The sequence below is a fragment of the Pseudomonas plecoglossicida NBRC 103162 = DSM 15088 genome (genome assembly GCF_000730665.1).
GTDB classification, from domain to species: Bacteria; Pseudomonadota; Gammaproteobacteria; order Pseudomonadales; family Pseudomonadaceae; genus Aquipseudomonas; species Aquipseudomonas plecoglossicida.
Map to the genome: position 1 here is coordinate 1 of NZ_BBIV01000036.1, position 25,464 is coordinate 25,464.

The 25,464-nt window shown below is 61.2% G+C and carries 31 protein-coding genes; 4 read left to right on the forward strand and 27 right to left on the reverse strand.

Annotated features, from left to right (window positions below; translation table 11 throughout):
• The first annotated feature begins 121 nt into the window (after positions 1-121).
• The 3 genes from PPL01S_RS24770 to PPL01S_RS25195 are packed head-to-tail and all read left to right on the forward strand — an operon-like array spanning position 122 to position 2,064.
• A complete protein-coding gene (locus PPL01S_RS24770; RefSeq protein WP_081833311.1) occupies positions 122-1,219 on the forward strand; it encodes an ATP-binding protein in 1,098 nt (365 codons plus the stop codon).
• Positions 1,200-1,526, forward strand: coding sequence for an STAS-like domain-containing protein (locus tag PPL01S_RS18825; protein ID WP_028625731.1), 327 nt, complete (start codon positions 1,200-1,202; stop codon positions 1,524-1,526). Before PPL01S_RS24770 ends, PPL01S_RS18825 begins: the two co-directional genes overlap by 20 nt.
• A gap of 13 nt (positions 1,527-1,539) precedes the next feature.
• Positions 1,540-2,064 carry a hypothetical protein gene (locus PPL01S_RS25195; RefSeq protein WP_156042668.1) on the forward strand — a complete coding sequence of 175 codons (525 nt, stop codon included), beginning with the start codon at positions 1,540-1,542 and terminating at the stop codon, positions 2,062-2,064.
• 113 nt (positions 2,065-2,177) lie between these two features.
• On the opposite strand, the gene PPL01S_RS18830 is transcribed toward PPL01S_RS25195, so the two are convergent.
• From PPL01S_RS18830 to PPL01S_RS18950, 25 genes are all read right to left on the reverse strand, one after another.
• Positions 2,178-2,972 carry a DNA adenine methylase gene (locus PPL01S_RS18830; protein ID WP_028625732.1) on the reverse strand — a complete coding sequence of 265 codons (795 nt, stop codon included), beginning with the start codon at positions 2,970-2,972 and terminating at the stop codon, positions 2,178-2,180.
• A 152-nt stretch (positions 2,973-3,124) separates the two neighbouring features.
• A complete protein-coding gene (locus PPL01S_RS18835; protein WP_028625733.1) occupies positions 3,125-3,685 on the reverse strand; it encodes a lysis protein in 561 nt (186 codons plus the stop codon).
• Positions 3,682-4,233 (reverse strand): glycoside hydrolase family 19 protein, encoded by a 552-nt coding sequence (locus tag PPL01S_RS18840; protein WP_028625734.1) that lies wholly within the window; start codon positions 4,231-4,233, stop codon positions 3,682-3,684. Before PPL01S_RS18840 ends, PPL01S_RS18835 begins: the two co-directional genes overlap by 4 nt.
• 19 nt (positions 4,234-4,252) lie before the next feature.
• Positions 4,253-5,305, reverse strand: coding sequence for a phage late control D family protein (locus tag PPL01S_RS18845; RefSeq protein WP_028625735.1), 1,053 nt, complete (start codon positions 5,303-5,305; stop codon positions 4,253-4,255).
• Positions 5,306-5,366: 61 nt separating this feature from the next.
• A complete protein-coding gene (locus PPL01S_RS18850) occupies positions 5,367-5,573 on the reverse strand; it encodes a tail protein X (RefSeq protein ID WP_028625736.1) in 207 nt (68 codons plus the stop codon).
• Positions 5,548-6,393 (reverse strand): phage tail protein, encoded by an 846-nt coding sequence (locus tag PPL01S_RS18855; RefSeq protein WP_028625737.1) that lies wholly within the window; start codon positions 6,391-6,393, stop codon positions 5,548-5,550. Before PPL01S_RS18855 ends, PPL01S_RS18850 begins: the two co-directional genes overlap by 26 nt.
• 9 nt (positions 6,394-6,402) lie before the next feature.
• Entirely contained in the window at positions 6,403-9,060 is a 2,658-nt protein-coding gene (locus PPL01S_RS18860) for a phage tail tape measure protein (RefSeq protein ID WP_028625738.1), read from the reverse strand.
• A 125-nt stretch (positions 9,061-9,185) separates the two neighbouring features.
• Positions 9,186-9,488: a phage tail assembly protein gene (locus PPL01S_RS18865; protein WP_028625739.1), complete on the reverse strand. Its 303-nt coding sequence runs from the start codon at positions 9,486-9,488 to the stop codon at positions 9,186-9,188.
• A 33-nt stretch (positions 9,489-9,521) separates the two neighbouring features.
• Complete coding sequence (locus PPL01S_RS18870) at positions 9,522-10,031, reverse strand: phage major tail tube protein (protein ID WP_028625740.1); 510 nt, start codon at positions 10,029-10,031, stop codon at positions 9,522-9,524.
• Positions 10,032-10,043: 12 nt separating this feature from the next.
• The gene (locus PPL01S_RS18875) at positions 10,044-11,222 is read right to left on the reverse strand and encodes a phage tail sheath subtilisin-like domain-containing protein (RefSeq protein ID WP_028625741.1); all 1,179 of its coding nucleotides are present in this window, start codon (positions 11,220-11,222) and stop codon (positions 10,044-10,046) included.
• Positions 11,223-11,304: 82 nt separating this feature from the next.
• Positions 11,305-11,733 carry a phage tail assembly chaperone gene (locus tag PPL01S_RS18880; protein ID WP_016394533.1) on the reverse strand — a complete coding sequence of 143 codons (429 nt, stop codon included), beginning with the start codon at positions 11,731-11,733 and terminating at the stop codon, positions 11,305-11,307.
• A gap of 3 nt (positions 11,734-11,736) precedes the next feature.
• The gene (locus tag PPL01S_RS25750; protein WP_050483671.1) at positions 11,737-13,677 is read right to left on the reverse strand and encodes a phage tail-collar fiber domain-containing protein; all 1,941 of its coding nucleotides are present in this window, start codon (positions 13,675-13,677) and stop codon (positions 11,737-11,739) included.
• On the reverse strand, positions 13,670-14,278 hold the full coding sequence (locus PPL01S_RS18890) for a phage tail protein I (protein ID WP_028625742.1): 609 nt from the start codon (positions 14,276-14,278) through the stop codon (positions 13,670-13,672). The genes PPL01S_RS25750 and PPL01S_RS18890 overlap by 8 nt, the downstream gene beginning before the upstream one ends.
• Positions 14,278-15,159, reverse strand: a complete 882-nt coding sequence (locus PPL01S_RS18895) for a baseplate assembly protein (RefSeq protein WP_028625743.1) — start codon at positions 15,157-15,159, stop codon at positions 14,278-14,280. The genes PPL01S_RS18890 and PPL01S_RS18895 overlap by 1 nt, the downstream gene beginning before the upstream one ends.
• Complete coding sequence (locus PPL01S_RS18900) at positions 15,156-15,482, reverse strand: GPW/gp25 family protein (RefSeq protein ID WP_028625744.1); 327 nt, start codon at positions 15,480-15,482, stop codon at positions 15,156-15,158. Before PPL01S_RS18900 ends, PPL01S_RS18895 begins: the two co-directional genes overlap by 4 nt.
• Positions 15,483-15,486: 4 nt before the next feature.
• Positions 15,487-15,723 (reverse strand): hypothetical protein, encoded by a 237-nt coding sequence (locus tag PPL01S_RS18905; protein WP_033743525.1) that lies wholly within the window; start codon positions 15,721-15,723, stop codon positions 15,487-15,489.
• Between the two features lie 42 nt (positions 15,724-15,765).
• Complete coding sequence (locus PPL01S_RS18910; RefSeq protein WP_028625745.1) at positions 15,766-16,326, reverse strand: phage baseplate assembly protein V; 561 nt, start codon at positions 16,324-16,326, stop codon at positions 15,766-15,768.
• Positions 16,323-16,856 carry a hypothetical protein gene (locus tag PPL01S_RS18915; protein WP_016394540.1) on the reverse strand — a complete coding sequence of 178 codons (534 nt, stop codon included), beginning with the start codon at positions 16,854-16,856 and terminating at the stop codon, positions 16,323-16,325. Before PPL01S_RS18915 ends, PPL01S_RS18910 begins: the two co-directional genes overlap by 4 nt.
• Positions 16,849-17,511 (reverse strand): hypothetical protein, encoded by a 663-nt coding sequence (locus tag PPL01S_RS18920; protein ID WP_028625746.1) that lies wholly within the window; start codon positions 17,509-17,511, stop codon positions 16,849-16,851. Before PPL01S_RS18920 ends, PPL01S_RS18915 begins: the two co-directional genes overlap by 8 nt.
• Complete coding sequence (locus PPL01S_RS18925) at positions 17,508-17,822, reverse strand: head-tail joining protein (protein ID WP_028625747.1); 315 nt, start codon at positions 17,820-17,822, stop codon at positions 17,508-17,510. The genes PPL01S_RS18920 and PPL01S_RS18925 overlap by 4 nt, the downstream gene beginning before the upstream one ends.
• Before the next feature lie 2 nt (positions 17,823-17,824).
• On the reverse strand, positions 17,825-18,820 hold the full coding sequence (locus tag PPL01S_RS18930) for a major capsid protein (RefSeq protein ID WP_028625748.1): 996 nt from the start codon (positions 18,818-18,820) through the stop codon (positions 17,825-17,827).
• Between the two features lie 62 nt (positions 18,821-18,882).
• On the reverse strand, positions 18,883-19,230 hold the full coding sequence (locus tag PPL01S_RS18935; protein ID WP_016394544.1) for a head decoration protein: 348 nt from the start codon (positions 19,228-19,230) through the stop codon (positions 18,883-18,885).
• Positions 19,227-20,384, reverse strand: coding sequence for a head maturation protease, ClpP-related (locus tag PPL01S_RS18940; protein WP_016394545.1), 1,158 nt, complete (start codon positions 20,382-20,384; stop codon positions 19,227-19,229). The genes PPL01S_RS18935 and PPL01S_RS18940 overlap by 4 nt, the downstream gene beginning before the upstream one ends.
• Positions 20,381-21,868, reverse strand: a complete 1,488-nt coding sequence (locus PPL01S_RS18945; RefSeq protein ID WP_016394546.1) for a phage portal protein — start codon at positions 21,866-21,868, stop codon at positions 20,381-20,383. The genes PPL01S_RS18940 and PPL01S_RS18945 overlap by 4 nt, the downstream gene beginning before the upstream one ends.
• Positions 21,865-22,071, reverse strand: a complete 207-nt coding sequence (locus tag PPL01S_RS18950; RefSeq protein WP_016394547.1) for a phage head-tail joining protein — start codon at positions 22,069-22,071, stop codon at positions 21,865-21,867. The genes PPL01S_RS18945 and PPL01S_RS18950 overlap by 4 nt, the downstream gene beginning before the upstream one ends.
• Before the next feature lie 281 nt (positions 22,072-22,352).
• Between PPL01S_RS18950 and PPL01S_RS18955 the strand changes: the two genes are divergently transcribed.
• Positions 22,353-22,790 carry a hypothetical protein gene (locus tag PPL01S_RS18955; RefSeq protein WP_016394548.1) on the forward strand — a complete coding sequence of 146 codons (438 nt, stop codon included), beginning with the start codon at positions 22,353-22,355 and terminating at the stop codon, positions 22,788-22,790.
• A gap of 3 nt (positions 22,791-22,793) precedes the next feature.
• Here PPL01S_RS18955 and PPL01S_RS18960 read toward each other — a convergent pair whose 3' ends face one another.
• The gene (locus PPL01S_RS18960) at positions 22,794-24,833 is read right to left on the reverse strand and encodes a phage terminase large subunit family protein (RefSeq protein WP_016394549.1); all 2,040 of its coding nucleotides are present in this window, start codon (positions 24,831-24,833) and stop codon (positions 22,794-22,796) included.
• Positions 24,834-24,837: 4 nt separating this feature from the next.
• Complete coding sequence (locus tag PPL01S_RS18965; RefSeq protein WP_016394550.1) at positions 24,838-25,425, reverse strand: hypothetical protein; 588 nt, start codon at positions 25,423-25,425, stop codon at positions 24,838-24,840.
• Between the last annotated feature and the right edge of the window lie 39 nt (positions 25,426-25,464).

Genomic DNA, 25,464 nt, shown 5'->3' on the forward strand with positions numbered 1-25,464 from the left:
CAGACCAACCACTAAAGCTCCGCCTTAGCAATTGACGTAGAGGGCAAATGCAGGCAGATTGCCACCCATAAAAATAGTTACTAACTGTCTTACATAAACTCACAAATTGAATGGACATCATGTGAAGCTCTTAACAGATGATCACTACCTTCGCCAAAAACGAATTGCCAAGCAACGTAACTGGCAAAAGCATGGTCGTGACAAGACAAAAAATAATCCATATATTTGCCACCAGACGTCTGAAGAAAGCCTAACAATCGAAGCACCCGAGGTAATAGGACTTCACTCAAAAACTCTGCACTCCAACTTAACAAGATTCCTTTCCACGCTTAGAAAGGAGTCCTTACGTCAGCGCAGAATTCGAATTGACTTCAGCAAAACCAACAAGGTCATTAGCACTGGTATGTTATTGATGCTTGCGGAGATCGATCGACTACGAACCGTACTGGGAGATAAGTGCAGAATAACCTGTAGTTACCCGCAAGATGAAACAGTTGAGAAAGTTTTCCAGCAGATTGGTTTTTTCAACATCCTGGACAAGCCACATCGACTCGAAATAAATGAAGATGACATCACGGTAAAAAATTGGCGTTATGCCTCCGGAGTCAGCGTCAACCCTAAAGATGCAGATATTTTACTGAAAGCTATCAGAGACAAAATCCCCAGAGGATACCTCCGCTTAGTCCCCGGCGTGAGCGAGGCCATGGATAACGCTGTACACCATGCCTACTTGCGACCAAGGGAAGATCGGATCAGCAGAAGCGGACTTGATAAATCAAATGACAAACGATGGTGGGTATTTGCCCAGGTTAATGACGGTCGCCTTTCAGTTATATTCTGTGACTTAGGATTGGGCATCCCTGTAACACTCCCAGAAAAATGGTCAGAATCAATTAGTGATATTGTACGATTGACGTCACTTACCCCTGGGAAGCGTGACATGAGGATGATCCGGCGAGCGCTGGAGCTGGGACGTACTCGCACCGACCAAGGGCACCGAGGCAAAGGCTTAGCCCAAAACGTGATGAAAGCCGCAGAGGAACTGCAGGGTCGGCTCCATGTCTACAGCAATGCAGGCGTGGTAGGGGTTGATTTTTCCGAGGGAACCCCTACCTATATCCAAGGCGGCCACCAACGTTCTATACTGGGCACAGTCATTCAGTGGTCGGTGCCGATCACAGACGAGCAGGTACGGGAAGATGAAAATGTCGAAAATTGATATCTCTAAAGACTTCAGTGAATACCCTGCTGGGAGATACAGGGTAGACGGCGACTACTCCGGAGAAGTTTTCAGGGAGGAAATACTCGTGCCCAACCTACTTGAAAGTGACGTCGTAGAGATAGTTTTCGATGGCTCTATGGGATATGGCTCCTCATTTTTAGAAGAGGCATTCGGCGGCTTAGTAAGACTAGGTAAGTTTACAAAAGAAATCCTACATCGAAAACTTTCATTAAAATACAAAGAAGACCCATACCTTATCGAAGAGGTTTGGTATTACATCGACTCCGCAAAAGCTCCAGCCTAATGGATATCTCGATATGGATTACGGGGACTTTCCAGCCTGGGTTGCACTTGCGATATCTCTCTATACGCACATAGCTCAAAACAGGCAGCAAAAGCGCTCTGCAGCAGAACAAGCGGAATCAGCAAAAAAAGCTGCAGAAGATCGAGACAAACTCAGGGAATCCGCAAAAGAAGAGCTTGCAAAAGTCAATCGCAAGCTCCGCTTGGAAAAAATGAGTCAAGACTTGGAAGAGTTATTAGCATTGACTCTTCAGTATTGGACTAGGGACGGCCGCGAGGGTGCCACATCAGCATTGATGCTCAAAGTCAAATTTAAAGATTTCTCATCACGGTGCCTTGAGTACAGGTCATTCCTGTGGGAGAGAGCTGGCGATGATTTTTCTTTAGTCAGGAGGCATGTCACCGGCGGCCAATTTGAAGTTTTGAGCCGCCCTGCGTTACCTCCAAACGACCCGTTTATCAGTACAGCATCACGCCTTATATCCGACTTTCGGGAAAATGTGCGACGAGCCACTGATCGCCTTGATAGCTTGCGCTAGCCTCATTTTTTGCTCATCTGCCCCCTCGGTGGTCATGGGGGCGAATTATTTGGCAAGCATTCGGCCCACGACCTTAGGTGGGCCGAGCCACAAAGCGGTTTCAGACTGTCTAGCTAGAAAAGCCCTCCCAACGACGACGGCAGCCAGTTCATGATCACCAGCTCGCCGGCCACCTCCGCCTTGCCCTGTCGCTGGTTCGTGTTGCTGTAGCGGATATCCAAGCACTCGAAGTGGAAACCGGCGAATGCACGCCGGATGTCTGGGTGGTCGTTGATGCTGACCATCACCTTGCCTTTGCACCGGCGCATGAACTCGGCCATGCGCTCGTACTCCTCGAAGGGGAAGTCCACACCATAGCCGGCGGTCTGCCAGTAGGGCGGATCCATATAGAAGAACGTGTGCGCTCGATCGTAGCGCTCAGCGCAGGCGAGCCATGAGAGATTCTCAACGTAGGTGCCGCCAAGACGCTGCCAGGCAGCAGACAAATTCTCCTCGATGCGCAGTAGGTTGATGGCCGGTCCAGTGGTGGCGGTACCGAAGGTCTGCCCGGTGACCTTGCCACCGAACGCATGCTGCTGCAGGTAAAAGAACCGGGCAGCACGCTGGATATCGGTCAGGGTTTCGGGGCGAGTCATTTTCTGCCACTCGAAGATCTGGCGGGAGCTGAGCGCCCACTTGAACTGGCGCACGAACTCCTCCAGGTGGTTCTGCACAACACGGTAGAGGGTGACCAGGTCACCGTTGAGATCATTCAGAACCTCCACTGGAGCAGGCTGAGGGCGCATGAAGAACAACGCGGCACCGCCGGCGAAGACTTCGACATAGCATTCATGAGGGGGAAAGAGGGGGATCAAGCGGTCGGCCAGGCGGCGTTTGCCACCCATCCAGGGGATGATTGGAGAGGTCATAGGTATGCAAGTCTTTACTGTATGGATAAACAGGTGTTAGGCTCGCCGCGCTTTGTGCACAAGGCAGAGGCTGCGGCTGGACTTGCAGGAAGGGTCTGCGGGTTCGGTGGGCCGGGCTGGATGTTGACGCATCCACCCGGCTCGCCTCTTTACTACTTGGTGACTTCGCGGACGTAGGCCTGACAGGCCTGCAGCGCGATCAGTCCCCGGTCAGCTTCGTTGGTGATGGCGACAATTCGTTGAGCATGCGCTCGGTCAAGTTGGGCGCGTATGGCTCCATGTACCAGGCCTCCGGTGTCGGCGGCTTCTCGCAGCCCACCGTCACTACTCGAGGCGGTAAGGGCTCCGGCGTCGACAAGGACTGACAGCCGCAGATCAGCGGTAGCAAGCCGGTCACGCAGACGAGCCTGAGCTTGGTGAGCATCGTTCATTTCCTTCCAGTGCGTTTTGGTCTGGTCCTGCAGGCGAGCCTCCAGGGCGCGGCGCGCGCCCTGCTGCGCTGCCAGTTGATTGAGCGCCGATGCAGCGGCCTCTTCTCGCTCACGGCCGTATGCGCGGTCCTTATCCGCCAACTGTTTTCCATAATCGTCGGCCTGCTCAGCGAGCTGTTTACCGTAGGCATTGGCCTGCCAAACCCAGGCTGCCCGGGCGCCGATGGCGCACGCCATCACCAGCGCTACGAGCGCGATAATTCGAGTTCCCCAGGCGCTCACTGCAGCACCTCAAGCGCCCGCTGGTAGATGGCCTTGCGATCCTCCAGGCCATTGGTACCGCCGTTGACTCGCTTGGTGATGGCGAGGATGTCGCCCTTGTCGGCCAAGCTGTTCAAGCCCTCCCTGTGCCAGAACCAGCCAGCAGAGAGCGAGGCGTATACCGGCTGCTCAAGCAACTCTGGCGTGTTGAGCAGACGGCTGTCGCCGAACAACGCCTCGCTGCAGGCTTCATAGTTCGAACGCCCCGTCACCTGGATGAGCCCTCGACCACGGTACAGCTGGCCATCGCCGTCAGCGTCCGGCGTATTGCCCAGCCGCTGCGCTAAGCGGCCGGTGTCGTACTTCGACAGGTAGTCATCGCCGCCGAGTTCGCGCACGTACAAGAACTGGCCCGACTCGTGTCCTATCTGAGCGAGAAACGCGGCCATACGCAGCCGCGTGATGATCGCGTACTTGCCCATGGTGGCGTTGAGGCCGGGAACAAAAACGCCGGCTTTGCGGCCGGCGTTCGGGAGGATCTGCTGCAGCTGCTTTTCAGTAATAGGCATCGCTTTGCTCCTTCAAGTCTCACGCCGGTGCTACATCCACCGTGCGCAGTGGTTTGGTTTGTTTGGTTTTCTTGCCCTTGGCCTTCGCCTTGCCCTTTTTGCCGCCGTTGCACTCGACGGTGGTCGACCAGCCGGCCGCGCTGAAGAGCTGCTCGACGCTTTCCAACAGGTACTCGCCATCCAGACCACTCTTGAAGCCCTGGGCGCTGATGGTCCGTTCGGCAAACAGATCGGTGCGCCCGACCATTTCCAGGCGAACGCCGGCAGTACTCCGGTTGAATGCCGCGAGGCGGGCTTTAGCGGCCTGCTGAGCGGCGCTCTTGTCGGGATAGATATGCCGGTCGGTATGCACGCCCGGCACGCCATCCGGGGCGTCGTCGTTGTCCAGCTGCACCACCTGCAACTTGCCGGTCTTCTTGTCCTGGTGCTGGGTCTGCACGGCCTTTTGCGTGTTGCGATCACCTAGCCGGAACGAATAGCGGCTCACATCTGCGCGGGTGATGGTGACGACGGTGAGCGCCTTACCGCTTGTGCTCTGCCCACCCTGGCGGGGGAGTACCAGCAACTTGCCGCTGGCCACCTTGGCCGTGCAGTCGTATTGCTTGGCCAGGCGGGTGATGAAATTGAAATCGGATTCATTGCGCTGATCGACGCGGGGCACCTTGGTCTGCACCGAGCAACCCGGCGTCCAGCCGTTGCGTGCCGCCACGTCACCGACAATCTTGGCCAGGGACACGCTCTCCCAACTACCGCTGCGGGTGGTCTTGCCGCTGCCACGCATGTCGCTGGCCTTGCCGCGCAGAGTGATCGTGTCCGGCGGGCCGGTAACCTCGATCTCGTCCACTGTGTAACTGCCGAGGCGTGCCAGGGCTTGTGCGCTATAGCCCAGATAGACCTCGATCTTGGCTCCCCGCGAGGGCAGCGTGATGACCTGGTCACGGTCGTCTATGCGCAGCTCAAATTCGTCCGACTCCATGCCAGGCTTGTCCGAGGTGCGCAGCAGCAGGAGACGGTCATTGATAAGCGCGGTGATGTCCTTGCCATCCGCGACGATTTGGAACATGGGTTTCATGTGGACTGCTCCGGAATGAAAAACCCCGCACAGGGCGGGGTTCGTGATGCGTAAAGCGGGATCAATCCCAGAGGGTGACTTCCTCGATCTCGGCCGCGGCCAAGTCCGGCAGGTGAATCAGCACACCGGCGCGGAACGGCTGTGCCTCTTCGGCCAAGCCTTGGTTGGCCTGCAGCACCGCCTCCACGGTTCCCACCAGGGTGCCGTAGTAGGCGTGGCACAGGCTGTCGAGCAGGTCGCCCTCAGACGTTCTGCATGTCATTGCCATAAGCGACAAACTCCAGGCTAAAGGACTGCTTGCGAGGGATACCGCCAGCGAGCAGCGCGCCCTGCTCCTCGTCCACGTTCAACAGGCACCAGTTGCCCAACACTTCGCCATAACCTGTAGTCAGGGTCAGCGGCTGCAGGCGGCTGCCAATGGTGCGTAACTCGCTCAGTTGGCCTATGCCTCCCTTGAACAGCGGGAAGATCGCGCCCTTGATCGTCAGCCTGTCCTCGCCCTGCCCTACCGCCTGCTGCGCAATGTGGCGCGTCAGGCGCTCCTGGCCGGCCCAGCGGAAGGCGGTTTTACGCATCAGCTCATCAAACGCGGCCGTGTCCAGGTTGAAGTAATAGGGCTTCAGCTTCGGGTCTTGGGGCTGGATGATCAGCAGATGCGGGAACGGCTTAACCGCTGCGGCCGAAGGCGTCATGTCCGCCCCCAGAACGCTGCTCGGGAAAATGTTGCCGAGGCTCGGGCTCAGCGAGCCGGCAATGCGGTTGACGGCCGCGCCGGCCTTGCTGGTTTGTTCCTTGAGTGAGCCCAGGCGCTCCTGCACCTGGGAGGCCGCCGACACGACCTGGCTGTACTTCGCGGCTACCTGTCCGACAGCGGACTGTGCTGCGTTGATCTGGCGCATGGTGCGTTGCAGCTTCTCGCCGATTGCCGGTCCAACAATCGGCAGGTTTTCCAGCTCCGATGCCGCGCCAGTCATGTCGCTAACAGCGCCCGTGAGTGGCCCTAACATGCCATCAAGCCTGGTACGTCCAGCCATGCCGGCCGCCACCAGGGAAGACAACGTCGAGCCCAATAATTCCATGTAGCCCATGGCACCTCCTTACGCGACATCTGGCGCGTCATACAGTTGAGTTGAGGCCTGACGAGACGCCACTTCACGCTGAAACCCCTCCCACATCCCACGCAGCGCCTGCTCGGCTTCACGCACGATTTGGTTGGGGTCTTTCACATCGCCATGCACGTTGATGGGCATGACCGGCGCAAAGGTGAAGGACTGGTCAACCTTCGGCTGCACAGGCTTGGCCTTTTCGGTGGGCTTCACGGCTGCGGGGACTGCGGCCGCCGGCGCCGGAGGCGATGATTCCTTGTCCAGGGCACGCACTACCGCCCCAGGCACCTCGGCTTTCGGCACCGCCTTGACTGGGGGCTTTGCATCAGCGACCTCTACCGGCTTGTCCTCGCCGAACAATCGCTTGCCCAGCCAGCCACCGACGGACTCGCCTCCCAGGCCGCCGAGCACCATGCCAAGCACGCCTCCCACAGCACCACCAACAGCGGTACCAATGACCGGCACGACAGATCCAATTGCCGCACCCGCCATCGCCCCCGTGGAGCCACCTGCCCAAGCGCCGGCCATGCCGCCGGCCAAACCACCGTAACCCTCGGCCTTCTCATCTCGGGTTTCTGCGTTCAGCGCAACATCCAGCACGCCCGGCGCCATGTCGAGTAACTTGCCGCCCGGCAGCTTGGACATGCTCTTGGTCACGCCACGCACGTTATGCACTGCTCGAGCGAAGCCGCCCACTTCTCCGGCTATGCTCGGACCAACCAACGGCGGTACCACGGGTGATGGTAGGTGTACCGCCGGCACCTTGGCCGGCGATCCTGCCCGCCTCCGCCGTCGACGGCGTGCACGCCGACTACCAGGTTCTGCCGTTCCCATGTCAGCAACGCTACCGCCCAGCCGGCCGATAGCATCAGCATTGACCACAAAGACGCGCTGCGGCTGGCTGCCCAAGCCCGGGCCCACATCGTTGCTAGCCGGTGAACCCAATACTTGGCCAAGCATGCCTATGCCGGTATCCACAACCTGGTTGCCAGTCTTGGGCGCAGCCATCCCGCCCGACGCGTCTTCAACCTTGCCACGACGTCGAGCACTCCAGACGCGGCCACGGGCCACGCTGTATACGCCTCGGGCAACCTTGCCCCCAGCACGTGCAGTCAGCACGGCACTGACCGCCGCCGTCAGACCCGCAATACCCATGATCACCGCCGGGAATTTGTCCGACAGCGTCGTCATGCCTTGCGCAATCGCCGTCAGGCCCTGGGCAACCGCGTCAGTCGCGGGCCGGATGGCATCTCCCACGCTGCGCATCGAATCGCTCCAGGCCTGGCCGAGCTCTGCCCAGCGTTGCGACGACGTTTCGCGGCGCTCCTCCAGGTTCTTGTCCAGAATGCCGGTAGCGTTCTGCGAGTCGGCCTTCAGCTGGGTATACAGCCCCCGGTTCTGCGCGTAGGCGGTCAGGGCCGCCTTGACCTGCATGTCGGCGAACAGGTCGCCGGTGCGCAGTGTCTTCTCAAGGGCCTCAAGCGCAGCCTTGGCCTTCTCCGGGTCGACTTCCTTGTCCATATTGGCCTGGGCTTCCTTCATTTTTTGGGCCTTGGCCGGGTCGGTCGCTTCGACATACTTCATGGCAAGCGCCATGGAGGACTCGATAACGTTCATGCCCTTCTGCAGCCCAGTGTTCAGCGAGGCCTGGTAATCAATGCCTGCATCCTTGTAGGCCTTGACCACCTCCCCCGAGCCGATCTTCTCCATCCAGTTCTTGAAGTTGTTCGCCGCTTCGTCAGACCCGCCGGCAGTCTTCATCTGCACCTGCAGCATGGCGCCCAGAGATGAAACGGAATCCAATCCAGTGATGCCGTTCTTCTCCATCCCCGCGAGCAGCTGCGGGAACCACTTGGCCATATCGCTGGCCTCGAAGCTGCCTGCCTGGCCTTGGTAGGCGATGGCCTCCAGGGCCTGCTCCATGACCTTGGGATCGGTAATCTTGGCGTTCTGCTGCAGCGCCATGATCATGCTGGCCGTGTCGACGCCCGAGGCGCCCTGGCCGATGGCGAACTTGGCTGCCGTCGGCGCGTAGGACATGGCCTTGTCCAGTTCCATACCCGCACCGACAAGCTGGTTGATCAGGTCGGCCACATCGTTGCGGCCCATGCCTGTGTCCTTGGCCGTCTGGATCACCGTGCGGCTTAGCTGGACCTCCTCAGGCTTATTGACGGCATCGGCCTTGATCGCAATGTCACGGATGATTGCCTGATAGTCGGCGCTGATCTTCGTCGGAATGGCGGTCAGGCCAATGCCCACGGCGGCAGCACCTACATTCGCCTTGAGTGACGACTTGCCCGCATTGATTTGCTGCTGGCCCTTGAGCTGTAAATCGGCGCCCTTCGCCTCACGGGCCAAGCGCTGGTACTCACGGCTCAACCGGCCGACCTCGACGCCCTGCTTACGCAGCGACTCCAAGTTACCGTTGAGCTTGCGCAACAGCTTGTCGGCACCGGCAGCGCCAGTGTCATGCGCCCGCTTCCACTCGGCCTGCAGCTTCATGGTGTCGCCGATGGTGCCCTTGAGCACCTTGGCCTTGTTGCTCGTCTGCTCGAGCTTCTGAATCCGTCCTTGAACGTCCTTGAATGCCGCACCGACCGACCCCGCAACGGATCCGCCGATCTCCAGGGCTAACTTCATCTTTGCCATCGGTTATCCCTACTCAGTCATTGAGCCACCACAGCATGTCCACAAAGTTCATGCCTGATATCTCAGCAGCCGAGAAATGCAGCTCGGCGGCCAGCCGTTTGGCGAGCCGCCGCTGCGTTTCCGCGTCAAACGTCGTCGTCTTGCACCAGGCGAAAGTAGCCAGTCTGCAAGCGGTTGTAGTCTTTGAGGGCTAGTCCCTCCAGGTCCTTGACGCCGACCTCGGCGAGCGAGGCGAACAGGTTGAGTTCACGCTGCTCATCGTCGGCACCGGCACCCTGCTGCGCCGCACGAATGTCGCGCACGGTCGGTGCGCGCAGGCTGATCTGGTCGACCTGTACGCCGTTGGCTTCGGAGGGTTTGGTCAGCTTCACGATCACGCGATCTGGGGCGACAGTGAGCCAGACAGGGGTTTTAGTGATAGTACCCATGGGGGAAGAGTCCTTGTGATTGCAGAGAGGGGGTTACAGGCCGAGGGCGGTGCGTTGCGCGGCCAGCTGGTCGACACCATCAATGACGCGTTTCATACCCAGCGCGTCGATCTCGTAGACCAGGCGGCCGTCGACTTCGAGCTTGTAGTAGGTCAGGCTGACGGCGTGCTTGATCTCGGCCTTGTCGCCAGCTTTCCAGTCGCCCATGTCGATCTCTTTCAGGCTGCCACGCAGGGTGACTACCACTGGATTGATTCTGCCCTTGAGACCTTTGAAAGCCCCCCGGAACGTGCCGTTGAAGGCGGTGCCGTCGGCCAGGCCGAAGAACTTCAGCGACTCGCGGCGCACGCCGGTGGTGGTGAAGCTGGCTTCCTGCTTCTCCATGCCCTGATCCATTTCAACCGGCATATCCATGCCGCCGGGACGGTGCTCCTCCATCTTGAGCGTGAGCTTGGGCAGGGTCAGGCTGGGTACATCGCCCTGGAAGCTGATGCCATCGACGAACAGGTTCAGGTTGGCCAGGGTTTCGGGAATCATTGCCATGCGAAGCGCTCCTTATGCGGCCGAGTCGAGGACTTCGGTCAGCCATTGATTGGTGATCTCGACGCGGAAGTTGGGGTTTTCCGCTGGCGGCACATCGGTGAAGCGGATGTTCCAGTACACCTTGCCCTGCTCCAGCTGGCTGGCGGTGTTCAGTTCGATATCCGCAAATACCTCGAAGTTGATGATTGCGCCCTGGTTCTTGAGGTCGCGCATGAAGGCCTGCAGGCCCTCGGTTACGTCCTTGACGTAAGTCGCGGTGATCGAGCGGTCGACAGCCCACTTGTGGCCGTACAAGATTGCGTCCATGACGATATCCATGGTGCGCACGCGGGTGACGAAGGCCCATTTCGGATCGCTCGACAGCGTGCGGTTGCCCCACAGTCGGTAGCCGTCGTCGCGGATGATGGTGGTGATATTGGCGTTGTTCAGCAGGTTGGCCCGGCATGTCTCGTCGCCGTCCAAGAACTCCACTGAGCGGGTGGTGCCGGTGACGCCGACGAACTCTTTGTTGGACGGCGAGGCCCAAAAACCGTACTCGCTGTCGGTCCACGCGAACAGGCCGGCCACCCAAGCCGATGCAGGGGCATCCACTGTCGCGCTCGCGTCGGTGTCCCAGAACTTCACGCCGGGGTCGACCAGGTAGGCGCGCTTGGCGCCGAACTCGCCGGCGTAGGCCACGGCAGCTTCGTCGGTGGTGCCGGGGCCGTCGATGATCGCGATACCCCGCAGCTTATCGGCCAGGGCCACCAGCGCGGTGCCGACGGCCTGGGTTGCGCTGTGCTTGGGGGTTACCAATAGCCGCGGCTGGGCGTTGTAGCGGCTTTTGCCATCAAGCAGCGCCTGCATGCCAGTACGGGTGCCATCGGCCAACACGCCGCCGATGATTGCCGAGGTTTGCTCGGCCGCGTCCTCCAGCTTGGCCACGCCACACGCGACAATCACCGCCTTGGCGCGTATGTAGATCGCCCGGCACGCCTTGGTAATGGCCGAGCTGGCACCGAAGGCAGCCACCGCCTCACGCTCGCTGGTGATCAGCACCAGGTCGTTTGCCTTGGCCGTGGGGGTGCCGTCAGCACCAGGGCCAGGGGTGAAGGTGTCGACCAAACCAATGATCGAGGACGACGGCAAGGCGATTTGGCGGGCGCCGGTGTCGACGTTCGTTACGGTAACGCCGTGAAAGAAACCGCTCATAGACTCTCCAGAAATGAGAAGGCCCCGCAGTGCAGGGCCAGGTGGTACAGCGGAAATGAAAACGCCCCGTCAGTGCGGGGCGTCATTGGGTGTAGAGATCAATCCAGTCAGGCGGTACTGGACGCAGCGCCGTGTCGGGGAATGCCTGGGTTTGGGGCCAATCGCGCAGCACCTGCAGATACTCCAGCAGTTCGGCAAATTGCGCCTCACTGAGCGTGGTGGCGCGGCCCAGGTCCTGCTCATCACGGTGACGGTCGCGCAGCCACTGCCGGGCCGCCAGCTCGCCGTCGCGCCAGGCGCGCTCCTGAGCCGCCACCTCGTCGGCGGTCAGTCCAGGCGGGTCAATCAGGATCGGAAGCCCCTGAGCGTCATGCGAACGCACCTTGCCCGGATCAGGGTTGCCGATCACCGCCTCATAGCGGTCGTCGGGAATCTCCACGGCATCCGCCGGCATGCTGGTGTGAATACCCGTCAGGTAGCAGCACCCGGTGGTTTGACTGTAGTAACGCATGCCTCATTTCCCCAAGCACAAGAAGGTGTAGCCCACGATGCCAGGTGGCACAGTGAGCGCGCCGCTGATCACTGTCCGCGCGTTTACATCAATGCCGGTCGTGGAGGCACCTTGACCGGTCATGGTCACGCCTGCCGACGAGGTGCCGATGGAATACACCACCAGGCTCGAAGTGAACTCAAGCGGCAAGGTGATTCGTGCCATCCCTGCGCCAGCGTTGATCTGCCCGTTGGACCACTGAATGATCAGGCCGCCCAACCAGGTCGGAAACACCATGTAGCCGCTGGAGTTGTACGAGAAGGCAAAGCCCCAACGCATTTTCTTGGGTGTTACCGCGACCATATCCAGCGTACCGGTATCGACCTCGGCCTGGGTGCCCACACGCAGCACACCGTAAAGCACCTCAGTGGCCAACGCCGTCACGTTGCGGATCAGCTGCAGGGCCCGCAGCGGCGTCATCAACTTGGTGTCTAGCGCGCCCGCCTCGGCCTCGACCTGCGTGGCCTGGGCTCCCCGCAGCTTCTTTGGCGTTACCGCCGTGGCGTCATCCGTGCCGGTGGTGACCTGCGCCTGAGTGGAAACCTTGAGCCAACCAAACACTGTTTCCGTGGCCTGGGTGACCACCTTGGCAATCGCCTGAGCTACCCGCAGGGCTGACATCCATGCCGTCGACGAAACACCCGCCTCGGCCTCGGCCTGGGTTGCCTGCACCATGTTGCCGGTGTGCAGCATCTCCACCCAAGGCTCCCAGTCATCGGCCGACGATGTTGGCCAGGTCTTGTTCGCTGCTCGGTAGAAGAAACGGTTTTGATAGACCCGCTTCACCTCTTGGTGCGGGTAGACAAGGGCGCCACGAACAATCACATGGCTAGCCCCCAAAATGGGCGCGTTCGCCAATGGCTCGCCCGAGGTGTAGGCATACACGCCGTCTTGCAACAGCGTATTCAGATTGGAGCCACCATCCAGCGGCAGCGGGGTGCCGACGCCATACTGGCCGAGCTTGACCGCGTCGACGATGCCATAACCGGCCAGCGTGGTTGGATTGGTCCCCCCGGTTACACGCCCGAGCTTATCGACGGTTACGCTCTTGAACGTCCCCACCGTTACGCCGGTGCGGCCGGCCACCGCCTCGAAGGTCAACGCCGTAACGCCCAGGGTAATCGGCGCATCGGTCACCAACTGCCAGACGCTATCGCCGTTGGCGGTGCCCTTTTCCACCGACACCATCAGGCCGGGGGTGACTTCCGCGCTCAGGTCGGCATCGGCGCTGCGACTCCAAGCCCCACCCGCCACTACCACATAAATGCCGTTGTCCTTTCCGGCGGTTTGGTCCTTCACCAGCACCCGTGCGCCGGCAGTCAGCACCACACCGTCAACGGTTTGCAGCCCGCTCAAGGCGATGTTTGCGGTGGTGGCCACCACTACAGACTGCTTGAAGTCCAACTTAGCCAACTCGCCCTCAACCCATTCACGGGTAGCGAGCACCACGCTCGGGTCAATCTTGAGCTGTACGTTGCTGGAACTGCTGACGATCAGGTTCAGGCGCACTACCTGGGTACGTCCAGAGCCCTGGCTAAGCAGCGGCTTGAAGGTGGGCGGACAGTTGGCCACCGCCACCATGTCGCCATCGGCGTCGTACAGGGCAATCTCGCGAATCCACTTACCGCCCACATCGGCCGGAATGATCTGCTCGGCAATGATTACCGCTGCATTGCTCGGGTCGACCTTGAGCTGATTCAGCGGCGCCCGGCGCCATTCATTGAGCAGTGCCGTTTGACTGGCCGTTGGCAGGGGCAGCGGCGGGCTCTCCAGGTTGTTCGGATTGCCGTCGCCTACGGCCATTTGCGAGAAGGTCCAGGGCACGCCCAGAGCATCCGCGTTAGCTTGCTTGGCGGCCCCGACGTTGGTCAGGATCGCGTAAAACTGTGAAGTCTGGTCAACCATAGTTAACGTCCAGATAGTCAATGATGTGGTCACGGCCGCCACGGCCAATTTCGCCGGTGACCTCCAGGTCAACCGCTTCGGGCGGGTAAACGTCGAGTTCGTCGCCGTCGTATGCGGATGTGGCCAGGTACAGGGGGCCGGCAGTTTCCAGGCTGATCGCCAGGCCGACCATGTGCCGGCTGACTGGCCGGGCGTCATCGATCAGCGCGGTCAGTTCCTGGTAGGTTTCCTCGTCGATGCCTTCATCCGACACACCGACCTTGAGCGAGAAGGTACCCGGCACGCCCAGGGGCTCGGTCTGCCACCACTCGATTACCTCGATCAGGTAGCCAAACGGCTCGACCACGCGGCGCAGCGCGCCGATGGTCCCTTTGTGCTTATGGATGTAGAACGACGACCGGATGACGGAGCGCTTGACCTCCTCGGCCCACTGGTCGTCCCAGCGGTCGACCGACCAGGCCCAGGCCAGCAGGTACAGCAGGTTGGCCGGGCAAGTGTCCGGGTTGTAGAGCGTGCGCAGCATGACGGCCAGGTCTTCGTCGGCTGCCACCTCTATGGCGGCCTCCAGCGGCGTTCGATTCAGAGGCAGCAGACTGGCCATCATTCACCCCACTCAACGGTGAACCCAGAGCACCAGGCTGCTTGCGCCTTGGTCGGTCGGATATCGGCCCACCCCTCCAGCTCGACGCGGCTGACCCCGTCGATATGCAACTGGGCATCAATGCCAGAGCGCGCCACCTCAATGCCCAGCCGACGGCGGGGGTTGATCCATGCTCCCAGGCGTGCCCGGCACTGGGTCAGAATCGCCTCGCTTTCCGGGCCGCTGCCGGCCAGGTAAATCTTGGCGTCGATCCGATACGGCAGGATCTGCGCGCTTTGCACCGTCAGGCGGTCGGCTACCGGTCGAACGTCATCGTCGCTCAGGTACGCATCAACGGTCGCGAGCAGTTCGGCCGAGGCCGAGCCGTCACCATCCAGGGCCAGCACCGTTACTTCCACCACTGCCGGCGATGGGCTCTCGGCTGTGGCGTCCGCGACCTGTCCGGAGGCGTTGCGCGCATGCAAGATGTAACTGTTACGCGGGCCGGCCGTGGTGAGCCCTTCGTAGACCAGCTGGACCCGCTCACGCAACGCGTCGTCTTCCTCCAGCACCTGGGACACCGGGGGCACCGCCGTCAAATCCTCGACCTGCACCACGAGGCGCAACAGACTGACATTGGCCGCAAGTTGGTCCAGGTCGGTGCCCTTGGCGTAAGTCAGCATCAACGCCTTGGCCGCGTCGTTGATCCGCGAGCGGTTGAGCAGCTTGCGATACGACCCAACCTCCAGCAGTTTGGTCACCGGGTCGCTCTCCAAGATCGCACTCCAGTTATCGCCCATGTGAGCGCGAAAGGTCGTCAGGTCGGCCTGATACAGCGCCTCATAATCCAAGTCCTCCACTACCTGTGGCGCCGGAAGCTGGGAGAGATCGATCGCGCTCATGCACTCACCTCCATTACGACGCTGTCACCCACGTAGGTTCCGGACAGCGACAGCGTGATTTGCCCGTCGAGCACCGCAACCACGCGCACGCGCTCCAGCTTCAGGCGCGGCTCCCAGCGCCCCAAGGCACGCGCCACCTCGGCCTGCACTGCGCTTTTCCAGCCCTCATTCACTGGCAGGTCGACGTAGCGGCGCAGGTTGCTGCCGTACTCCGGGCGCATGCGCCGGTGGCCGACCGGGGTTGTCAGGATGTCCTCGATGGACTGTTTCAGATGGGCCACGCCAGAAAGCGGCTGCCCGGTGCGACGATCCAGTCCGATCATGGGCTTATTCCTGCAGCTGCTCGAAATCAGGACGCTTGCGAAGGTAGGCGATGGCGACCGCATCATCAGCCTGCACCGTCACTCGCGCCCGCTTTACCCGCAGTTCGCGCCAATCCCGCAAAAGCAGGATGCGCTCGCTGTAATCCTTGTCTCGGAAGGTGATCGGTGTGGCCGGTACCGGCTCTGCGGCGATCACCTGCCCCGCCCCTTCGGACGATGCTTCTTTCTCTGCTTTGGCCATGCTGCCTCCAGATACGAAAAAGCCCGCATTTGCGGGCTTGGTTCAGTGCTTGTGGTTGGCCGTGTTGCCGGTCGTGTCAATGATGCGGCCACCACCGTTGATGTCCCCTGTGACCTGTAGCGGCCCCACGATCTTGACGCTGCCGGTCAGCGTGATGCTCGTTGACTGAGCGGTGATAGCGTCGTCGGTAAGGACAGCCTTGGTCCCCCCTACCTCAATGGTCACAGTGCCGGATGGCACCTTGATGGTGTAACTGTTGGCCGCCCAGTCGTAGACCAGGGAGCCACCGTCATCGAAGCGCCAGACTTCAACGTGATCGCGGTTATCAGGCTGGTCGCCGGCGTTGCCATAAAGGCCCGGCACGAAGGTGCCCTGCGCCGGCTCACCGCTTGGGCTGACCAACAGGCCCTGCTCGCCCAGACTGGGCGCCCGCCAGTGGCGAGCCTTGCCGGCGGCCTGGGCGTGCCACCGAACCCAGGCGCTGGTCCAGTTGCCGCCATCCGAGACACGAACGCGAGCAACCGACAGGTCGACGGCGACCACCGTGCAGGGGATCACTACGGAGGCCAGCATGCGGTCGTGCTGGGCTGACGCGTAGCTCATGCCATGTCCTCCGGCGACTGGTAGTGGTGCTCGCTACCAGGGCCAGTATCCGGACTGAAACCGAACACCAGATTGCCTGGGGGTTGATTAGGCCAGGGCCATTCCTCTTCGCCGAGGTAGATGGTCTGCACCCACTCGACGACCCACACGGCATAGCCATCCAGCTCTGGGCGAGTCCAATCCCGCTCCGCACGCACAAACTCGGCAAGCTCGACGGCCAAGCCCCAGGACTGCATCCGCAGCAGCACCGCCAGCTGCGCGGCGACGAATGCCGCCACCTGTAGGCAGTTCGCCTCCTCTTGACCCACGATCACACGGGCCTCAAAGCGCCCCTCCACCGCAACCTGCCCGGTGCCAGGGTCCTTGTCCGCTGCCTCAAACCCCGCCAGCTCAATCACCACTGCCGGCGGCGGGATCGTCCGGATGCCTTCCGGCATGGTCCCGACATAGGCCAGGCCAGGGATCGCGTCCCTGATGTGCTCCTCAATGGCAGCAAACACTTGCCCGAGAGTTATCGGATCGTCATCCATTGCCCGACCTCCGCAAATACTTCTGCAACTCGAAGTTCATTTCCTGCTCCATCACTACCTGCAGGCGCTCATGCGCCTGACTGGTCCACTTCTCGAAGTGCACGCGGGTGTCATCCAGCGAGATCTTCGCCTTGGCCAAGGGGAAGCGGCTGTCGTTCTCCGAGATCCAACCGGAGCTGCGACCTCCGCTGCCTGACACCTGGCTGTCGGGGTAGTCCTTCGCATCGAAGTGCTTGCTGGCCGTGCGAATCCAGATGTCTGGGCTGCCGCCGTAGACTCGCTTGAAGAAAGCGCCTTCGTAGCGACGCCCGGCCACCGACACGCCCGAGCGGCTTTGTCGCGGCCGGCCAGCCCGGCTGGCTTCGATTGGGTTGATACCGAACCACAAGCGCCCCACCCCATTGCTGGAGACCGGGAACGCCTTGAGGCGCTGTCGTACTGCGGCGATTGCAATGCGCTCTTGACGGCCGACATCGCGGGCGATGTGCGTGCGAAGCCAGCGAAGAACCTTGTTGATGGCTCGCCGCTGCACCGCGGCAACCGCCTTTGGAAACAGTTGTGCGAAATCCTGAAAGGCCTTCATGTCCTGCGGGTCGACCCTCAGCGAGATCATCCCGCCAAGGGCCGACTGCTTGTGGTAGCTGCCAACGCTCATGGTGTCTTCCTCAGCACAAGCGCGACCAGGCCATCACCGCCCGGTTCGCTCGCCACGATGGTGTAGTTCCCACCGCCATCCTCAGGCGGCAGATCGATGAACACCTTCTGCCTGGTTTCGACCCCAGCGTTGTCGCCGACGCGGATCACCAGGTGCGGCTCTCGCAGGGCCGTTCGGATCTGGCCGAGCTTGGGCTGGAGCCAGGGCGCGGAGAACATGCCCTGCACCTCGCGCCCTTCGATCAGAGCGCGATCACCCAGGACCTCGAACACCGTGTCATCCACTTCGTCGATCAAGTCCCGAAAGGCCATGATTAGAGCGTCAGGCGCAGGACAGCACGGGGACGGGTGCAGAGGTGCAGGGGGTTGGATTGCGCCTCGCCATCGATACCCTTCCCGAAAGGCATTTCCTCGATCTTGCTGTAGTACGGCAGGCCCTCGGTATTCACGGTCTCGATGTAGTCCGCCGGCGCGTAGATCGACAGGAACAGATCCGAGACACCCTCTGGGACCAGGCGGGCTTCGTCATCGGACACGTAGGCCTTGCCGCCGACTTTGCCGCGATAGCGCTCCCAGCTGATGCCACCGAACTCGAAGCCCTCCCGACCATCGCCCCGCAAGGCAGCGGCTTGCTGGCTGCCCTTGTAGGTCTCGACCACCGACGGGTGAGCGATCAGCTTCTTCCAGAACGTCTTGCCACAGAACGCGCGCGCGCCGGTGGTGGTGACATTACCGAGCGCGTCTTCCTGCATGTCCAACGCGTCGACGCACTGAACCTGGATGTTGGTGTTCGGATCGTTCAGCCCCATCGAAAGCGTCTGCCGAGACACACCAAAGGATTTGTAGATGTCGAGCAGCACCGACGAGCCGTCGGCGTCCAGCACCTGGCCATTGACTGCGCCCATGCGGTGATACTCGTGGGTGGCATCCAGCTGGCTCCGGGCCTTGCCCAGGCGCTTGTTCACTACCGCCTGAACGGCCTGCAGCTCGGTGGTGGAGCCGAATGCACGAATGCCATGGATCTCATCAGCCTTGATCGAGAAACGCTGCGGCAAGTGAATGGTGTTGAAGGGGATGAGCTTGCGCTTGCTGCCACCGACCACCAAGCCGGAGGTTCCGCGCTCACCCGCAGGCACCAGAGCGAGGGTATCGCCGTCCTTTTCGATCTGAACGGTCAGGGTCGGGACGCCCTCTTCGCGAAACAAGCCGAGGGCTGCCAGGCGGCCCGGCACGTACTCCTGCTCGTTGATGGCCGCAGTCAGGGCTGCAACGCTGAAGGCATCATCTTGAAAAATGGCAATCTCAGCCATGGGGTACTCCAGAAAGTAAGAACCCCGCTCGAGGCGGGGTTGGGAGATAAGAAAGGGTCAGGTCAACGCAGGATGATGAAGTTCGCCGCCAGGGACTTTTCCGCATCGCCGTCCAGGCCCGTCAGCAATGCCTCGGTGACCTCGGCCAGGCGCACCACCGCGCGCCCGCGCCGCGATACGTCCGACTCACCGAGCGGGGCGAAGAGGATGCAGACAGCGTTCTCGCTGCCGTCCTCAGCCGCTGGGTTGTAAGGTGCGAACTCACCACTCGCAGTGACCAGGCCGAGCAATTGGCCTGCAACCAGGGCCGGGCCGGCCACGATGTTGATGGCTTCGCGGGAGATCTTCCCCGCACCTTCAGAAAGCAGAAACTCACCGGCGTGGACCGGTTCCTCTTGGATGGTGCTCATGCTCGTGCTCCTTTGGTGGCGGCCTGCCGGCGGGCAGCCCAGATGTCGGTTGGGTTGGGGAGTTGCGCCTTGACCGTCTCTTGTTCGTCGTCAGCCGGCGGCAAACTGTTGTCGATCTCAAAGCCCTTGCCGGAGCTGACCAATTTCTCGAACAGCCGGGCCCGCACCGCATCGGGCTCCAGGCCGGCCTTCACGTATTCAGCGGTCAGCTCGGGCAGCCGGGCAGCGGCACAGAGATCGTGAATGCCCTTGGCGCGCTTCAGCGCGGCCTGCACCGTGGCCTGGTCAGTCAGCTTGGTGGAAACGATCAGCGGCTCGACCAGGTTGCTGATTCCCGCCTTGGCGCAGTCCTGGGTGATCATCAAGGCCAACGCGGTAGAGTCGCCGGGCCCAGCAGCCGGTGGCTCTGGTGGGGTTGCCGGCTCCTCATCTGATGACGGCGGCTGCTCGGCTAGCTGATCCAGCAGCGCCTTGGGCGTCTGGCGGTACCGCTTCATCGCGGCGCCCTGGCCCAGACACGCCTTGACCTCGACCCCGTTGCCTACTTCATCGGCCAGCCCCAGCGCAAGGGCCTCTTGCGCGGTCAACCAGGTCTCGTCGTTGACCATGCGCCGCAGTTCGGCATCATCAATGCCCGGCGCCTTGGCCTTGTAAGCAGCGATGATCGCCTCGAAGGTCTGGTCGAGAACGTCAGCAACCCGGCGCAAGTCTTCGGCATCACCGCTGGTCCATGTCCACGGGTTGTGCACCATCAGCATCGCGTTTGAAGCCATCACCAGGCGGTGCGCACCACATGCAGCCACACTACCCGCGCTGGCTGCCAAGGCATCAACACGGGCAGTACAGCGCTCACCTAGTCGGTTCAGCGCGTTATGAATGGCCAGGCCGTCGAACAGATCGCCTCCGATGGTGTTGAACGCCACCACCACCGGGGAAACACCATCATCAATCGCCTTCAAATCCTGAATGAACTCGTTCGCGGTGATGCCCCAGCCCCCGATTTCACCATAGATGTAGATCTCGATGGGCGTGGCGTCGGCCTTAGCAGCGTCCTGCCCCTCAGCCGCCGCGCTGATCTTGTACCAGTGTTGGTCTTCGACCTGCGGCACCGACGGCGCCTTGTTGAAGATGCGGAACGGCATCAGCTCTTTCATTTCTTCCCCTTGTCACCGGACTCATCAGGGTCATCCTCGACGGCCGGCAAGCTGCTGTAGTTGAGGCCTAGGGCTTTCGCCCGGGCGATATCGGCGGCGTTCTCTTCGTCGACCACCTCCGCATCCGTTCCATTGCGCAGGCAGACCTCGCTGCGCGACGCGAAGCCTGCGGCGATCTCCATGCTGCGCGACTGAACGTCTTGCACAGGGTGGATGTAGGCCCATCCCTGCGGTACCCAACGGGTGCGCTGATATTCTCGACGTCGCTGTGCGTAGTCCGGCAGGTCAAGCGCACCTGCGAGCACGGCCATGTCCAGCCAGGCTTTGCGCACTGGTCGACACAGTTGGTGGACGTACACCTGGAACTGGAGCTGCTCCAGCCGCCGGCGGAACTCCGTCAGCACCACGCGAATTGCCCTGTCGTTCACGCCCTGCATGTCGCCGGTCATGAGTTCGTAGGGCAGCCCCGACCCGGCGGCGGCCATCAGCTGCTGCCGCATGAAGTCGGGGTAGTTGTTGCCGGCGTCCGGCGGGTCCGAAAACTCGACCTGCTCACCTGGCAGCAGCTCCTGCATGGTGCCCGGCTCCAAACCCACCATAGGGGTGAAGCCGTCGCGGTCATACTTGACCGGCGCCCCGGTAAGCGGGTCGAGTTGCGGCGGGCCGTCTGGCGATGGCTTGCGAACGAAGCCGGCAAACAGGTTGGCCACTTCTTGGCGGAACAACACCGCGTCGTCGAAGTTGTCCAGACTGCGCAGGCGTTTCAGGACGGGCGCCAAGCGCGGAACACCGCGCAGTTGGCCAGGCTCCAGGGGCTCAAACACGTGCAGCATCTGCTCCGCCGGGATCCGCACCAGCTGGTTGTAGCCCACATTGAGCGAGGACTTGTCGCTGGGGTGGTTGCGATAGCACCAGTAAGCCACCCGACGGCCCATGGCGTTGAACTCGATGCCGGCCCGAATGACGTTGCCAAAACGGGTCATTTCGAACTTGTCATGCGGAACAAACTCCGGTGATAGGCACTGCAACTGCAGCGGCACCGCGTAACCATCCTCCAGCCGGCGCGGCCGCAGGCGAATGAAGCATTCGCCCGATTGCTCTACCGTGCGCGCCACTAGCGCCTGCAAGCCGTAGAAGTCCGTGAGCTGATCGGCATCAGCCTCATCCACCCAGTCCTCCCACAACTCTTGCATCACCTTGCGGATCGCTTTGTCGAGCAATCGCGGGTGCGGCGTGATGCCGGTACCGATCAGGTTGCTGACGCGCTTGTCGATGACGTTAGCCGCGTAGGGATCATTGCGCACCGCGCTGCGGGAGCGGGAACGCAGGTTGCGCAAGGCCGGCATGATCAAGCTGTTCACGCCGGTGTCCGGCGCATCCCAGTTCGATGAGCGCCGTCCCTCGGCGGCGCCTTCGTAGCTGGCCTTGATCCGTTCGGGCACCAAGATGCCCGAGCGACCGAGAGTCAGGTAGCGTCCGCTCACAGCCCTTTGCCTCCGTGGAATACCCGTACTACGCGCGAGCGCGGCCCGGCGGCGTTCGCCAGCTCAGTGCGGATCAGGTCGCGAGCCTTGATTAACTCGTCGACCGTTCGATACTCGACGGTGCGGTCCGAGTAGCGAACGATCTTTTCACCGCGCGCAATCGCCCGCTCGACAGCGTCGAGGTGTGCTTTTGTATACGCCATTAAAAGCCTCTTGCAGCAGTGCTGCCGACTGCGTTAGGTATTAGAGGAAGTTCTGATGCCGAGAGCCTATTTCCTGCCGGTAACTTCCTCCGGCGAGGACGTGCGATAGAGCATCCGCCAGTTCTTCAGCAGGTATGCCAGGCAGTCGTAGGGTCCAGTAGGTTCGGGCCCTGACCCAATCCATCCTTCCGGTCAGTTGGTCGGCTATCACGCGCCTTAGCTCGCCTTGAAGTTCAGCGGATGCCTTTACCTTTTCAATCTTTGAAGTGGAATCTTGTGACATGGCTGTCTCCAATATTGAGATGTTTGACGAAATCACCGGGAAGCTCTTCGCGAAGCTGTACCTGCAGTTCCCCTTACCGACGTACCTAACAGCCGAAGACTTCGTGAGTAATGCCACGCAATTCGATGAACGGCAGGGAATGGAAGTACCCACAAAGGAAGCAGAGTTTTTCTTCGCAACAGGCAAGTGGCTGATGGACGCTGGTTATCTAACCGCTAAGCCGCACCCCTTCACCCACTTCACTGAGGCGGTCCTTACTGCAAAGGGGCTTGAGGTTCTGAAAGCTGTACCTGACAGCGTTAGCTCGAAGGACTCTATAGGCGAGCAACTTTCCGGCCTCGCTAAGGAGCAAGGTCGAGAAGCAACCAAAGGTTTGGTAACAGAAGCCTTGGCATTGGGTGCGAGATTCATCAGCCCGATGATTGGACTGAGCTAGCGCTTAACGCCTCTTCAGGTAACCGCTGCTTGAACTGCGGCGTAACGCCGGTTGGGTTGAGGTTCGCGGCACCGGTGCGAATGGCGTGTCGTTTCGCTTGACCGGAACAGGGACAGGAGCCGGCGAATCGACCTCGTCGGTCTGGTCTTCAGCGTCAGGCTCGCTAGCTTGGGGCCGGGCTGTCTGCTGTTCGCTTTGCTCGAACAAGTTGGCCTGCGCAAGCGCCTGCCGGAGCTTGTCCCAATCCTGTTCGCCGTAGCGGTGCAGGCCTAGGAAGTTAGCCATGGCCAGGTTGTAAACCATGAGGTCCAGTGCCTCGTTGCGCTCGGCCTTGCTCTTGACCCACTCGATCCGCTTGTAGCCCTTCACGTAGCGAGCGATCTTGCGTTCGGCCACGCACTGCTGGAAGAACTCGTCCGGCAGGTCCTTGGCGAAGTGCAGCGCACCAGGGCCCGTCTCGAAGCTGTAACGGTTGTATATCCAGTCCTTGGCCGTGTCGGTACCGACGATCCACAGCTCGGCGCCGTTGCGCTCGGTTTGCCCCTTCCAGGTGACATCCACCTGCGACGGGCGTTGGGCGATCACTGGCCGGCCCGGCTTGCTCGCCCCCTTGAGCGCAAACACGTTGCGCCAACGGCGCACTCGGGTGAACTGGTAGACCTCGTGGGTGTGATGGCCACCGGAGTCAATGCCAGTGGCCAAAATCCCCAGGCTCACGCCGCAAGGATGGCGGTAGCGAATCTTGAGGCGGTCATCGAGCAGCGCCCAAGTGCGCTCGTCGGCCGGGTCGCCGGGAATTACCTGGTGATCGACCACCCAGCGCTCCATGCCAGCACCCCAGGCCATGACCATCAGCTCCAGGCGGTTGGCCTGAACGTCGACGGAGGCCGTCAAGGCAAGCGCCCCCACAGGCAGAGTGCCAAGGACGTAGTCCTCTTGCAGCGCCCGGGCTTGCAGCACCTCAGCCTTAGTCTGCTCGACTGCGCTGTCCCAGACCTCTGCAAGCCTGGTGTTGTAGAAAACCTGCATGGGTTCCAGGTCCCCGCGATCTTGGGCACGCTTTGCCCCCTCAAACTCGCGGGCCAGCATGGTCCAAGAATGCCAACCCAATGGTGCATAAAGCGCATTGAGGTGGAAACTTACTGTTTCGCCGTCGCCTTGGGCATGGGCTCGCCACTCACCCTTGGCCAGCATCTCTGCCTTATGGTGCTCCTCGATCAGCACATCACACTCAGGCCCTTCGCACTGGTAATGAACCGCGCTGAAGTCAGGGGAGTAAAGCAGGCGCTCCCACTTGAGGACCTGCATGTGCCCACAGGTCGGACATGGTACGTAGTAGTGCCGCTGATCCCCCATCATGAACAGATCATCGATCCGCGAGGCCCCCTTGATGAGCGGGGAGCTGGAGAAATAGAACTTGGCGTTGCGGCCGAAGGTACTGCCCCGCGCCTCAGCCAGCTTGATGCCATCACCCTCTTGGTCGACGTCAACGTCCCAGCGGTCGACCTCATCGCCGTAGACATAACGAGCCGACAACTCCGACAGGTTGGCAGCCGAGCCAGCGGTAGTGGCGTATAACGTGCCACCCTCGAACTCTTTGGTGTCCATGGTGTTGCGGGCGTCCCTGGAGCGGTTAGACGCCACGCGCGCCTTGAGCTCGGGCGTTGCGTCGATTGTCTTGCCGATCCGGGATGACACACGCTTGGCCAGCCCCAGGCTGGGCAGCAGCGTCAGAATGTTGGATGGGGCCATGTGGATCAGGGCGCCGATCCAGTTCAGGGCGATCTGCGTCTTCATCAGCTGCGAGGCAACCTTGGTCACCACCCGCTTGCACGGGTGCGCAGGAGAAAGACAGCGCATCGGTTCACGTGCGTAGGGCGTGCGCGCGGTGCGATATTTGCCGGGTTCGGCGGCGCCGGTATCACGCGGGATCCGCATGTACTCGTCCGCCCATTCATCAACCCACAGTTCGGGGTCAGGCGTCAGCCCTCGGCAATACGCTTCGCGGTACACCTCGGCACCGTCTGCGTATCCGGTGGGCATAGGCTCAGCTCTGTGTGATGGCTTGGTTGAGGTCGGCGTCGGTCATCTTGCTGACCTCTGTTAGGACGCGGCGGAAGGCGCTGGCGAGATGCTTTTCGATCTCCCACGGGTCACTCATACCCACTAGCTCGGCGGCGAGCTGCGGCGTGAGCCCGAATAACTGGTCGCGCAGCATCCGGCCCGCCATGTAAGCCGCATCTTCCACCGCTTTACGCTCGACCAGGTTGCCCTGGACTTTGTTGAACTCAGCTTCGGCCAGCTGGGCGAGGTAGTACTCGCGGTGCGCCTTCGCTTTCTGAAAGTTGTGAGCCCCGCCGGGCGCCGGCGCCGGATCCGGCTGCGGCACCGCAAATGGACCGAGGCCGGGCTGGAGCTGGCTTCGAACGTCCCGCTCGACGCGGTTCTCCTCATGCCGGGCAGCGACAGCTGCCTTGCTCGGATCAGCGGACTCGGCCAGCAGCAGCTCCGTGGCTTCGACGTCGACCTTGCCGTCATCGGTCAGCACCAAGCGATCCTGCTTGGCCAGTTTGGAAACGTAGGATTTCGACCATCCGTGCCGGGCGGCGAACTCCGATTTCGTCAGGTGGGTCATGTCAAAACGTCCAGTTCACCCAATGAATTCAAGGGGTTA

Bases quoted from the DNA above. Each gene is read 5' to 3' on its own strand.
- PPL01S_RS18825 (WP_028625731.1), top strand. From the start codon at position 1,200: ATGAAAATGTCGAAAATTGATATCTCTAAAGACTTCAGTGAATACCCT.
- PPL01S_RS25195 (WP_156042668.1), top strand. From the start codon at position 1,540: ATGGATTACGGGGACTTTCCAGCCTGGGTTGCACTTGCGATATCTCTC.
- PPL01S_RS18830 (WP_028625732.1), bottom strand. From the start codon at position 2,972: ATGACCTCTCCAATCATCCCCTGGATGGGTGGCAAACGCCGCCTGGCC.
- PPL01S_RS18840 (WP_028625734.1), bottom strand. From the start codon at position 4,233: ATGCCTATTACTGAAAAGCAGCTGCAGCAGATCCTCCCGAACGCCGGC.
- PPL01S_RS18845 (WP_028625735.1), bottom strand. From the start codon at position 5,305: ATGAAACCCATGTTCCAAATCGTCGCGGATGGCAAGGACATCACCGCG.
- PPL01S_RS18850 (WP_028625736.1), bottom strand. From the start codon at position 5,573: ATGGCAATGACATGCAGAACGTCTGAGGGCGACCTGCTCGACAGCCTG.
- PPL01S_RS18855 (WP_028625737.1), bottom strand. From the start codon at position 6,393: ATGGGCTACATGGAATTATTGGGCTCGACGTTGTCTTCCCTGGTGGCG.
- PPL01S_RS18860 (WP_028625738.1), bottom strand. From the start codon at position 9,060: ATGGCAAAGATGAAGTTAGCCCTGGAGATCGGCGGATCCGTTGCGGGG.
- PPL01S_RS18865 (WP_028625739.1), bottom strand. From the start codon at position 9,488: ATGGGTACTATCACTAAAACCCCTGTCTGGCTCACTGTCGCCCCAGAT.
- PPL01S_RS18870 (WP_028625740.1), bottom strand. From the start codon at position 10,031: ATGGCAATGATTCCCGAAACCCTGGCCAACCTGAACCTGTTCGTCGAT.
- PPL01S_RS18875 (WP_028625741.1), bottom strand. From the start codon at position 11,222: ATGAGCGGTTTCTTTCACGGCGTTACCGTAACGAACGTCGACACCGGC.
- PPL01S_RS18880 (WP_016394533.1), bottom strand. From the start codon at position 11,733: ATGCGTTACTACAGTCAAACCACCGGGTGCTGCTACCTGACGGGTATT.
- PPL01S_RS25750 (WP_050483671.1), bottom strand. From the start codon at position 13,677: ATGGTTGACCAGACTTCACAGTTTTACGCGATCCTGACCAACGTCGGG.
- PPL01S_RS18890 (WP_028625742.1), bottom strand. From the start codon at position 14,278: ATGGCCAGTCTGCTGCCTCTGAATCGAACGCCGCTGGAGGCCGCCATA.
- PPL01S_RS18895 (WP_028625743.1), bottom strand. From the start codon at position 15,159: ATGAGCGCGATCGATCTCTCCCAGCTTCCGGCGCCACAGGTAGTGGAG.
- PPL01S_RS18900 (WP_028625744.1), bottom strand. From the start codon at position 15,482: ATGATCGGACTGGATCGTCGCACCGGGCAGCCGCTTTCTGGCGTGGCC.
- PPL01S_RS18905 (WP_033743525.1), bottom strand. From the start codon at position 15,723: ATGGCCAAAGCAGAGAAAGAAGCATCGTCCGAAGGGGCGGGGCAGGTG.
- PPL01S_RS18910 (WP_028625745.1), bottom strand. From the start codon at position 16,326: ATGAGCTACGCGTCAGCCCAGCACGACCGCATGCTGGCCTCCGTAGTG.
- PPL01S_RS18915 (WP_016394540.1), bottom strand. From the start codon at position 16,856: ATGGATGACGATCCGATAACTCTCGGGCAAGTGTTTGCTGCCATTGAG.
- PPL01S_RS18920 (WP_028625746.1), bottom strand. From the start codon at position 17,511: ATGAGCGTTGGCAGCTACCACAAGCAGTCGGCCCTTGGCGGGATGATC.
- PPL01S_RS18925 (WP_028625747.1), bottom strand. From the start codon at position 17,822: ATGGCCTTTCGGGACTTGATCGACGAAGTGGATGACACGGTGTTCGAG.
- PPL01S_RS18930 (WP_028625748.1), bottom strand. From the start codon at position 18,820: ATGGCTGAGATTGCCATTTTTCAAGATGATGCCTTCAGCGTTGCAGCC.
- PPL01S_RS18935 (WP_016394544.1), bottom strand. From the start codon at position 19,230: ATGAGCACCATCCAAGAGGAACCGGTCCACGCCGGTGAGTTTCTGCTT.
- PPL01S_RS18940 (WP_016394545.1), bottom strand. From the start codon at position 20,384: ATGAAAGAGCTGATGCCGTTCCGCATCTTCAACAAGGCGCCGTCGGTG.
- PPL01S_RS18950 (WP_016394547.1), bottom strand. From the start codon at position 22,071: ATGGCGTATACAAAAGCACACCTCGACGCTGTCGAGCGGGCGATTGCG.
- PPL01S_RS18955 (WP_016394548.1), top strand. From the start codon at position 22,353: ATGGCTGTCTCCAATATTGAGATGTTTGACGAAATCACCGGGAAGCTC.
- PPL01S_RS18960 (WP_016394549.1), bottom strand. From the start codon at position 24,833: ATGCCCACCGGATACGCAGACGGTGCCGAGGTGTACCGCGAAGCGTAT.
- PPL01S_RS18965 (WP_016394550.1), bottom strand. From the start codon at position 25,425: ATGACCCACCTGACGAAATCGGAGTTCGCCGCCCGGCACGGATGGTCG.